Source organism: Streptomyces sp. NPDC048191 (assembly GCF_040652655.1).
Classification (GTDB): Bacteria; Actinomycetota; Actinomycetes; order Streptomycetales; family Streptomycetaceae; genus Streptomyces.
The window spans coordinates 25736-37115 of sequence record NZ_JBEZMO010000012.1 but is presented as its reverse complement, the minus strand read 5'-3'; the positions used below and the strand labels follow the sequence as shown (position 1 = coordinate 37115).

Here is an 11380-nt window from a genome sequence, read left to right as displayed (position 1 = left end):
ACGTGCCGACCGAACAGACACCGACCGAACAGACCCTGACCGAACAGAAGTTGCGCGACTACCTCAAGCGGGTCACCGGCCAGCTCCAGCAGGCCAAGGCCCGGCTGCGGGAGCTGGACGAGTCCCGGCACGAGCCGATCGCGATCGTCTCCATGAGCTGCCGCTACCCCGGCGACGTCCAGACGCCCGAGGACCTGTGGCGGCTGGTCGCCGAGGGCCGCGACGCCACGAGCGAGTTCCCCGGCAACCGGGGCTGGGACGCCGAGGCACTGTACGACCCCGACCCGGAGGCCACCGGACGGACCTACACCACGCGGGGCGGCTTCCTGCACGACGCCGACCAGTTCGACCCGGAGTTCTTCGGGCTCAACCCGCGCGAGGCCCTGGCCACCGACCCGCAGCAGCGCCTCCTGCTGGAACTGGCCTGGGAGGCGTTCGAACGCGCGGGCATCGCGCCGCGCACGCTGCGCTCCAGCGCCACCGGTGTCTTCACCGGCGTCATGTACAACGACTACGCCGGCCGGCTGCGGCCGATGCCGGGCACCTTCGAGGGCTACCTGGGCAGCGGCAGTGCCGGCAGCGTCGCCTCCGGCCGCGTCGCCCACACCTTCGACCTGCACGGCCCGGCCATCACCGTGGACACCGCCTGCTCGTCCTCCCTCGTCGCCATTCACCTGGCCGCCGACTCCCTGCGCCGCGGCGAGTGCGAACTCGCCCTGGCCGGCGGGGTCACCGTGATGGCGACACCGGACACCTTCGTCGAGTTCAGCCGCCAGCGCGGACTCGCCCCCGACGGCCGGTGCAAGCCGTTCTCCGCGCAGGCCGACGGCACCGGCTGGGGCGAGGGCGGCGGACTGCTGCTGCTGGAGCGGCTGTCGGACGCGGTGCGCAACGGCCACCGGGTGCTCGCCCTCGTCCGCTCCAGTGCCGTCAACCAGGACGGCACCAGCAGCCAGCTCACCGCTCCCAACGGCCCCTCCCAGGAACAGGTCATCCGGCAGGCCCTGACCAACGGCGGTCTCACCCCCGCGGACGTGGACGCCGTCGAGGCACACGGCACCGGCACCACCCTCGGCGACCCGATCGAGGCCGGCGCGCTGGTCAACGTGTACGGCCGGCACCGCGCCGACCAGGCCCCGCTGCGCCTCGGTTCGGTCAAGTCCAACCTCGGTCACACCCAGGCCGCCGCCGGCGTGGCCGGTGTGATCAAGATGGTCATGGCGCTGCACCACGAGACACTGCCGCGCACCCTCCACGCCGACGAGCCCTCACCGCACGTGGACTGGTCGGGCGGCGTCGAGCTGCTGACCGGGCAGCTGCCCTGGCCGCAGGGCGAGCGGGCCCGCCGGGCGGGCGTCTCCTCCTTCGGCATCAGCGGCACCAACGCCCACGTGATCGTCGAGGAACCCGCTCCCGCGGCGTCCGGGCCCGCCCCGGCCCCGCCCGTTCCGGCCGTCGCCTCGGCCACGCCGCCCTGGGTGCTGTCCGCCCGCACCGAAGGGGCCCTGCGCGGCCAGGCCCGGCGGCTGAGCGCCTGGCTGGACGACGACCCCCGGATCACGGACGCCGAGATCGCCGCCACCCTGGCGGGCGGGCGCACCCTGTTCGAGCACCGGGCCGTACTGCTCGGCGAGGACCGCGCCCGCACCCGGGAGGCACTCGACGCACTGGGCGACGGACGCACCTCCCGCGACCTCGTCGAGGGCCGGGCCGAGCCCACCGGGGGCACGGTGTTCGTCTTCCCGGGGCAGGGCACGCAGTGGATCGGCATGGCCGGCGACCTGCTCGAGCGCTCGCCGGTCTTCCGGCTCGCCCTGGAGGACTGCGCCGACGCGCTCGGGCCGTACACCGACTGGTCCCTGCTCGACGCCGTCCGCGAGGGCGGCCGGGGCGAGCTGCTGGACCGCGTGGACGTCGTACAGCCCGCGCTGTTCGCGATGATGGTGTCGCTGGCCCGGCTGTGGGAGTCGGTGGGCATCGTCCCGGACGCCGTCGTCGGCCACTCGCAGGGCGAGATCGCAGCCGCCCACGTCGCCGGGGCGCTCGGGCTGGACGACGCGGCACGCGCGGTGGCGCTGCGCAGCCGGGCCCTGACCCGGCTGGCCGGGACGGGTGCGATGGCCTCGGTCCCGCTGCCCTCCGCACAGGTCGCGCAGCGGATCGCCGACGGCGCTCCCGGCGTGGCGATCGCCGCGGTCAACGGCGCCGCGGCCACCGTCGTGGCGGGCGACCCGGTGTCGGTCGAGGAACTCGTCGACGCCTACCGTGCGGCCGGGGTGAAGGCCCGCACCATACCGGTGGACTACGCCTCCCACTCCCCGCACGTCGAAGCCATCCGGGACGAAGTCACCGACGCCCTCGCCGGTCTGACGCCGCGTCCCGCACGCACCGCCTTCTACTCCACCGTCACCGCCGGCCCCGTCGACACCACCACGCTGGACGCCGCCTACTGGTACCGCAACCTGCGTCAGGTCGTCCGGTTCGAGGAGACCACCCGCAGGCTTCTGAAGGACGGATACGGGCTGTTCGTCGAGTCCAGCCCGCACCCCGTGCTCACCGGCGCGATCCAGGAGACCACCGAGGAGGCCGGGGCCGCGGTCACCACCGTCGGCACCCTGCGCCGCAACCAGCCCGCCGCCCGCCGGTTCCTGCAGTCAGCCGCCGAGGTCCACACCCAGGCCGCTGACGTCGACTGGCCGGCCCTCCAGCCGGCTGTCCCGGCGCCCGGCGCCGCGGTCCCGACGTACGCCTTCCAGCGTCGGCGCCTGTGGATCGACACCCCCGCCGGTGCCGCCGACGCGGGCGGACTCGGCCTGGAACCGGCCGCGCACCCGCTGCTCGGCGCGACACTGAGCACCGCCGAGCACGGTACGACCGTCCTGACCGGCCGTATCTCCCGGCGCACCCACCCCTGGCTGAACGGCCACGCCGTCGCGGACACCGTGCTCGTCCCCGGCACCGCGCTCCTCGAACTCGCCCTGCACGCCGCGGCCGAGGCCGGCTGCGCCCAGGTGGAGGAACTCACCCTGGAGGCGCCGCTGCTCCTGCCCGAGGACACGGCCACGCAGATCCAGGTCGCCGTCGCCCCGGACGAGGACGGCGGCCGCCGCGTCACCGTCCACTCCCGCACGGCGCAGGAGGAGACACCGGGGGAGTGGATCCGCCACGCCTCCGGCACCCTGTCCCGGGAAGCCGACGGGCAAAGCGTCCCGGACGCCGCCGGCCTTGCAGCGGCCTGGCCGCCGCCCGGCGCCCGCCCGGTCGCCCTGGACGACGCCTACGACCGTCTGGCGGACCTCGGCTACCACTACTCCGGCGCCTTCCGCGGCCTGCGCGCACTCTGGCGCGCCGACAGCGACCTGTACGCCGAGGTGGAGCTCCCCGCCGAGGCCGACACCGCCGGCTACGGCATCCATCCCGCCCTGCTGGACGCCTGCCTGCACGCGCTGCTCGCGGACGGCGGCGACACGGACGGCGACGCCGGCATCCGGCTGCCGTTCAACTGGAGCGGCGTCCGTCTGCACGCCACCGGCGCACGCACCCTGCGGGTCCGTCTGCGCCCGGCCGGAGCGGAGGCCCTCGCGGTGCTCGCCACCGGCCCGGACGGACGCGTCGTCGTCAGCGCCTCCGCCCTGACCCTGCGGCCCGTCGACCCGGCCCAGCTCGCCACGGCCGGCCGGCCCGTCCGCGACGGAATGTTCCACCTGGGCTGGACGGCACTGCCCGAGGCCGACCGCACCCAGCCGCCCTCCGGCGTCTGGGCCCTGCTCACCGCGCCCGTCACCGGCGGGCCGGCGGCCGTGGAGGAGGCGGCGCTGCGACTGGCCGACAGCTCGGCCGGACCGGAGCGACTGCCCTGCCACGACAGCCTGGAGGAGCTGCGCGCGGCCGTCGCCGCGGGCAGCCCCTGCCCCGGCACGGTGCTGACGGTGATCCCCTCCCGGACCGACGCCGACCCGGCCGGCCACACCCACGCCCTGACCGCCGACGTGCTCGGGCTGCTCCAGCGGTGGCTGGCCGACGAGACGTTCGCCGACGCCCGGCTGGTCCTCGTCACCCGGCGGGCCGTCGCCACCGGTGCCGGTGAGCCCGCGCCCGACCTCGGCGGCGCCGCGGTCTGGGGCCTGGTCGGCGCTGCCATGGCGGAGAGCCCCGACCGGTTCGTGCTGCTGGACGTCGACGACGCCTCCTGGAACGCGGTGCCCGCCGCCCTGGCGACCGGCGAGTCACGGCTCGCGCTGCGCGGCGAGACCCTGCACCTGCCGCGCCTCGCCCGCTCCGCGGGCGCCCATCCCGACCTGGCGGCACCGGACGGCGCGGACATCTGGCGGCTCGACGTCAGCGAGCGCGGCAGCCTGGAGAACGTCGTGCTGGCCGACTGCCCCGAACTCGGACGGCCCCTGGAGACCGGAGAGGTCCGGGTGGCGCTGCGCGCAGCCGGACTCAACTTCCGTGACGTGCTCATCGGTCTCGGGATGTACCCGGGCGACGGACGCATGGGCGGCGAGGGCGCCGGCATCGTGCTGCAGACCGGGCCCGGCGTCAGCGGCCTGCGGCCCGGCGACCGGGTGATGGGCCTCATCACCCACGGCACCAGCCCCGTCGCGATCACCGACCACCGCATGCTGACGCACATCCCCGACGGCTGGTCCTTCGCCCAGGCGGCCACCGTGCCCATCGTCTTCCTGACCGCCTACTACGGCCTGCAGGACCTGGCCGGCGCCCGGCGCGGCGAACGGCTGCTGCTGCACGCGGCCACCGGAGGCGTCGGCATGGCCACCCTCCAACTGGCCGAGCACTGGGGCCTGGAGGTGCTCGCCACCGCCAGCCCCGCCAAGTGGCCGGTGCTGCGCCGGCTCGGTGTGCCCGAGGAACGCATCGCCTCCTCCCGCGACCTCGGCTTCGAGGCCATGGTCGCGGAGCGGACCGACGGACAGGGTGCGGACATCGTGCTCAACTCCCTGGCCAAGGAGTTCGTGGACGCCTCCCTGCGCTCGCTGCGGCCCGGCGGCCGGTTCGTGGAGATGGGCAAGACCGACATCCGTGACGCCGGCACCGTCGCGCGCGACCACGACGGCGTCCGCTACCAGGCGTTCGACCTGCTCGACGCCGGCCCCGAACGCATCCGGGAGATGCTCGCCGACCTGGCCCGGCTCTTCGCCGACGGCGTGCTCACCCCGCTGCCCGTGCACAGCTGGGACGTCCGCCAGGCCAAGGAGGCACTGCGCTTCCTCAGCCAGGCCCGGCACACCGGCAAGCTCGCGCTCGCCCTGCCCGCCCCGCGCGACCCCGACGGCACCGTGCTGCTCACCGGCGGCACCGGCACGCTCGGCGCCATGGTCGCCCGGCACCTGGTGCGCGAGCGCGGCGTGCGGCACCTAGTGCTCGCCGGCCGTCGCGGACCCGAGGCACCCGGCGCGCGTGAACTGGCCGGGGAACTGACCGCACTCGGCGCGCACGTCACCCTCGCCGCCTGCGACGCCGCCGACGAGGACCGCCTGCGGGCCCTGGTCGCGGACATCCCCGCGGCCCACCCGCTCACCGCCGTCGTCCACCTCGCCGGCGTACTCGACGACGCGACCGTACCCAACCTCACCGACGACCGGCTGCACTCCGTGCTGCGCGCCAAGGTGGACGCGGCCTGGAACCTGCACCGCCTCACCGAGCACCTGGACCTCTCCGACTTCGTGCTCTTCTCCTCGCTGGCCTCCACCGTCGGCGCTCCCGGCCAGGGCAACTACGCCGCCGCCAACGCCTTCCTGGACGCGCTCGCCCAGCACCGCAGGGCCCGCGGACTGCCGGCCGTCTCGCTGGCCTGGGGACTGTGGGCGCAGGCGTCCGGCATGACCGGCCACCTGAACCGCGGCGACCGGGCCCGGCTGCAGCGCACCGGCGTGCTGGCCATGACCGAGGAGGTGGCCCTCGGCCTGCTGGACGCGGCCCTGGACGGCAGTCACGCGGCCGTCGTCCCGGCCCTGTTCGACACCACGGCCCTGCGCCGCCAGGCCGAGGCCGACATGCTCCACCCCGTGCTGCGGGACCTCGTCCGCCGCCAGGCCCGGCACTCCGGCCCCGCCACCGGGACCGCACCGGGCGGTGCGGACCTGCGGCTGGCCGACGCGGACCCGGCCGAACGCGGCCGCCTCGTCCTGGAGCTGGTCCGCGGCAACGCCGCCCTCGTCCTGGGCCACGACTCACCCGAGGACGTCTCCGTCACCCAGCCCTTCAAGGAACTCGGCTTCGACTCGCTCACCGCGGTCGAGCTGCGCAACCGGCTCAACCGGGCGACCGGGCTGCGGCTGCCCGCGACGGTGGTCTTCGCCCACCCGACACCGGCCGAACTCGCCGAACACCTGCTCGCCGAGCTGGCCCCGGCCGCCGCCGGCAGCGGCCTGCTCGACGACCTCGGCGAGCTCGAGGCGAGGCTCGTCGCCGACGTCCCCGCCGACGACCTGCGCGAGGAGATCCTCGGCCGCCTGGAGGCGATGGTGCAGCGCCTGCGCCCCGAGACGCCGGACGTGCTGGACACCACGGCACCCGAAAAGGAGATCGAGACCGCGGGCGCGGACGAGATCTTCGCCCTGATCGACCGGGAGCTCGGCCTGTGAGCGGGAGACAGGGGCCGTACGCAGCCGTGGACCGTACCCACCGAGAGAGAGGCCGGGTCAGCCGTGTCGGATGAACCGAAGCTCACCGAATACCTGAAGCGGGTCACAGCCGACCTGCTCAAGACGCGCCGCCGGCTGCAGGAGGTCGAGGCGGAACGCGAGGAGCCGATCGCCGTGGTGGGCATGGCCTGCCGCTACCCGGGCGGGGTGCAGACCCCCGAGGACCTGTGGGAGCTGGTCGCGTCCGGCACCGACGCCATCACCTCCTTCCCCGCCGACCGCGGCTGGGACATCGAGGGCATCCACGATCCCGACCCCGAGCACCGCGGCACCAGCTACGTGGACCGCGGCGGGTTCCTGCACGAGGCCGGGGAGTTCGACGCCGCGTTCTTCGGGATGAGTCCGCGCGAGGCGCTCGCCACCGACCCCCAGCAGCGGCTGCTGCTGGAGATCGTCTGGGAGGCGGTGGAACGGGCCGGCATCGACCCCACCACGCTCAAGGGCAGCGACACCGGCATCTACGTCGGTGTGATCGGCCAGGACTACGGGCCGGTCAGCGCGAGCGGTGTGCCCGCCGACATCGAGGGCTTCGCCATCGGCAACCAGACCAGTGTCGCCTCCGGGCGGGTCGCCTACACCCTCGGCCTGGACGGCCCGGCCGTCACCCTCGACACGGCCTGCTCCTCGTCCCTGGTGGCCGTCCATCTGGCGGCCCAGGGACTGCGCGACCGCACCTGCGCCCTCGCGCTGGCGGGCGGGGTGACCGTGCTGCCCAGCCCGCGCGGTTTCATCGAGTTCAGCCGGCAGCGCGGGCTGGCCCCCGACGGCCGCTGCAAGTCCTTCGCGGCCGGCGCGGACGGCACCGCCTGGGCCGAGGGCGCGGGCGTGCTGCTGCTCGAACGGCTCTCCGACGCCCGCCGCAACGGCCACCCCGTGCACGCCGTCATCAGCGGCAGCGCGATCAACCAGGACGGTGCGAGCAACGGGCTGACCGCGCCGAGCGGACCGGCCCAGGAACGCGTCATCCGCCAGGCCCTGGCCGGCGCCAGGCTGCTCGCCGCGGACGTGGACGCGGTGGAGGCGCACGGCACCGGCACCCCGCTCGGCGACCCGATCGAGGCCCAGGCCCTGCTGGCCACCTACGGGCAGGGCAGGCCGGCGGACCGGCCGCTGTGGCTCGGGTCGGTCAAGTCCAACCTCGGCCACACCCAGGCGGCCGCCGGGGTGTGCGGTGTGATCAAGATGGTGGAGGCCATGCGCCACGGCCGGCTACCGCGCACGCTGCACGTCGACGCCCCCTCACCGCACGTCGACTGGGCCGCGGGAGCCGTCGAACTGCTCACCGAGACCGTCCCGTGGCCGGCCGTGGACCGTCCGCGCCGGGCCGCCGTCTCCTCGTTCGGGATCAGCGGCACCAACGCCCACGTCATCGTCGAACAGGGACCGGACACCGTCTCGGCGGACCAGGACGTGCCCGCCGACGCGCCCGGCGCCCACCCGTGGATCCTGTCCGCCCGCACCCCGGCCGCCCTCGCGCACAGCGCCCAGCGGCTCCTGCACCACGTCCGGTCCCGGCCCGAGGTGACGGACCGGCGGATCGGCCGGGCGCTCGCCTCCACCCGCACCTCGTTCGAGCACCGTGCCGTGGTGGTCGGCACCGACCGCGCCTCGTTCACCGACGGCCTGCGGGCCGTCGGGGACCGCCGCACCCGGCCCCACCTGCTCACGGGCAGCGCGACGGCACCACCGCGCACCGCGTTCATGTTCTCCGGGCAGGGCGGCCAGCGACTCGGCATGGGCCAGGGCCTGTACCGCGCCTATCCGCCCTTCGCCGCCGCCTTCGACGAGGTCTGCGAAGCCATGGCCCCGCACCTCGGGCGGCCCCTGCGCGAGGTCGCCTGGGCCCGGCCGCCGGGTCCGGAGGCCGGACTGCTGAGCCGTACCGAGTACGCACAGCCCGCCCTCTTCGCCCTCCAGGTCGCCCTGTTCCGGCTGCTCGAGGCATTCGGCGTCCGGCCCGACCAGCTGATCGGCCACTCCGTCGGAGAACTGGCCCTCGCCCACTGCAGCGGCATGCTCTCGCTGGCGGACGCGAGCAAACTGGTGGCGGCCCGCGGACGGCTCATGCAGGAACTCCCCGACGGCGGCGCGATGATCGCCGTCGAGGCCACCGAACACGAACTGCGCACCGCCATCGCCGGAGCGGAGGACCGCCTGGGCATCGCCGCCGTCAACGGGCCGCGCGCCGTGGTCCTGTCCGGCGCGGCCGACGACGCGGAACGGGTGGCCGAGCGGTTCCGCAGGGCCGGACGCCAGATCCGCCGGCTCTCCGTCAGCCACGCCTTCCACTCGCCGCTGATGGACCCGGTGCTCGACGACTTCCGCCGGGCCGCCGCCGAGGCCGAGTTCCACGAACCGCGCATCCCCGTCGTCTGCGGCAGCACCGGCGACAGCGCCGACGCCCGGCTGCTCACCCCCGACTACTGGGTGGAGCACCTGCGCGGCACCGTCCGCTTCCACGACGGACTGCAGCGGCTGCGCGAACTGGGCACCGAGGCCTACGTCGAACTCGGTCCCGACGGCGTCCTGGCCGCCCTGGCCCAGCGCACGCCGACGGCCGCCGCCCGCGCCGGCGACACCGGGCCCGCCGAGGCCCGGGTGGCCGTGCCGCTGCTGCGCCGTGACCGCCCGGAGCCCGAGGCCGCGCTGGGCGCGCTGGCCGCGCTGTACGTCAACGGCGTCGACGTCGACTGGGAACCGGCCTTCGGCGAGGCGCCCACCGCCCCGGTCGAGCTGCCCACCTACCCGTTCGAGCGGCAGCGCTACTGGCTGCAGCCGCTCTCCCCGGCCGACGAGCGCACACGGCAGGAGCTGTTCTGGACGGCGGTCGACCAGGCCGACGTCGACCGGATCGCCCGGCTGACCGGGATGGCCGACGGCCTGCCGCGGACCCTCACCGAGGTCGTCTCCGCGCTGGCCGCCTGGCGCCGGGGGCCCGATCCGGACGCCGCCGGGGCGAGCGTCTTCCACCGGCCCGTCTGGCGCCGCACACCGCCTCCCGGAGTGCCGCTGCTGTCCGGCCGCTGGCTCGCCGTGCTGCCCCGCGGCGGAACGGACGAACGGTATCCGGCCGCCGTCGTGGCCGCCCTGGCCGCCGCCGGAGCCACCGTCGTCCCCGTCGTCGTCACCGAGCACTGCGCGGATCTCGCCGAGGTGCTCCGCATGGCGCTGGAGGCCAGGCAGGCCGAATCGGCCGACCCCGACGAGCCGCGGGTGGCCGGAGTGGTCTCGCTGCTCGCCTGCCACGAACGCGTCCCCGCGTCGGCCGACGCGGCGGTGCCCGAGCTGCTGACCGCCTACCGGCTGGGCGCCGCCCTCGCCGAGGCCGACATCGACGCACCGCTGTGGTGCCTGACCCGGGCGGCCGTCGATCCCGACGGACGCGAACAGGGCACCGCCGCCGCCCAGTTGTGGGCGCTCACCGAGACCCGCCGACCCGCGGACATCCCCTGGTACGGGCTCGTCGACCTGCCGGAGCGCCTCACCCCCCGCATCCTGGACTGGCTGGTCGGCACCCTGGCGGCCCCCGCCGGACCGGACCACGTGGCCATCCGGCCCGGCGGAGTGCAGGTGCTGCGCCTGGTCCGGGCCGGGGAGCGGCCGTCGGGCACGGAAGGGGCGCTCACCGGCACCGTCCTGGTCACCGACTCCGGCACGCCGCTGACCGGGGCCGCGGTGCGCTGGGCGGCGGAGCACGGAGCCGCCCACGTCCTGCTGCTGACGCAACCGGGCCGCAAGAGCGGCGGCCCGGCGGACACCGGCCCCGCCCTCGGCTGCCGGCTCACGGCGGTCGACTGCGACCCGGCCGACCAGGCCGCGCTGGCCGCCGTACTCGCCACGGTGCCGGCCGGACAGCCGCTCACCGCGGTCCTGCACCTCGGCGCGCTGGCCGACGACCGGGAGGTCTCGGTGGACCCCGCGGCGGACGCCCAGTTCGCGCTGGCCGCCGCGCTGAACCTCCATCAGCTCACCCGTGAACTGCCGCTCACCCACTTCGCGTTGTTCGCGCCCTTCACCACACCGCTCGACGGCGGCAGCCGTGTCGAGCACGCGCTGGTCCACGCCGTGCACGACGGGCTGGTGCGTGAGCGCAGGACGGCCGGGCTCGCCGGGCACAGCGTGGCGTGGGACGGCACGTGCGAGACGGCGGAGGCGGCGGCGCGCGCCCTGCGCGGCGACGAGCCCTCGCTCGTCGTGGCCGGCATCCCGCTGACCGACCTGCTCACCGAGTTCACCGGCCGCCCGGTGCACCCGCTGCTGCGCGACCTGGTCGACGTGCCGGCCGACGCGGCGGACGCCGGGGCGGAGGCGGAGACCCGGCTGACGGCCCACCTCGCCGAACTGTCCGCCGAGGAGCGGGAGGCGGCGCTGCTCTCGCTGGTGCGCAGGAGCACCGCGTTCGTCCTCGGCCACGGCTCGGCCGACGCCGTCCCCGAGGACACGCCCTTCGTCGACCTCGGACTCACCTCGTTCACCGCCTTCGAACTGCGCGGCCGGCTGGTGGACGCCACGGGCGTCGAACTGCCGCTCGGGCAGATCTTCGAGCACCCCAGCCCGTCGGCCCTGGCCGGCTACCTGCACACGGCCCTCGCGGGCGCGGCCGCCGTCCAGGGCCTGCCCGGCGGGTCCTGACCCGGGAGCGGGGCCGGATCCCTCCGGCCCCGCTCCGCTCTCCGGCCTGATTCGCCGGACACACCCCGTACCTCGTGGAA

Annotated in this window: 2 protein-coding genes; both read left to right on the top strand. The window is 75.5% G+C overall.

The window, feature by feature from the left end; genetic code table 11:
• The first annotated feature begins 2 nt into the window (after positions 1 to 2).
• The gene (locus tag AB0D93_RS20555) at positions 3 to 6608 is read left to right on the top strand and encodes an SDR family NAD(P)-dependent oxidoreductase (RefSeq protein ID WP_362121201.1); all 6606 of its coding nucleotides are present in this window, start codon (positions 3 to 5) and stop codon (positions 6606 to 6608) included.
• A gap of 63 nt (positions 6609 to 6671) precedes the next feature.
• Positions 6672 to 11300 carry a type I polyketide synthase gene (locus AB0D93_RS20550; protein ID WP_362121199.1) on the top strand — a complete coding sequence of 1543 codons (4629 nt, stop codon included), beginning with the start codon at positions 6672 to 6674 and terminating at the stop codon, positions 11298 to 11300.
• Positions 11301 to 11380 lie beyond the last annotated feature (80 nt).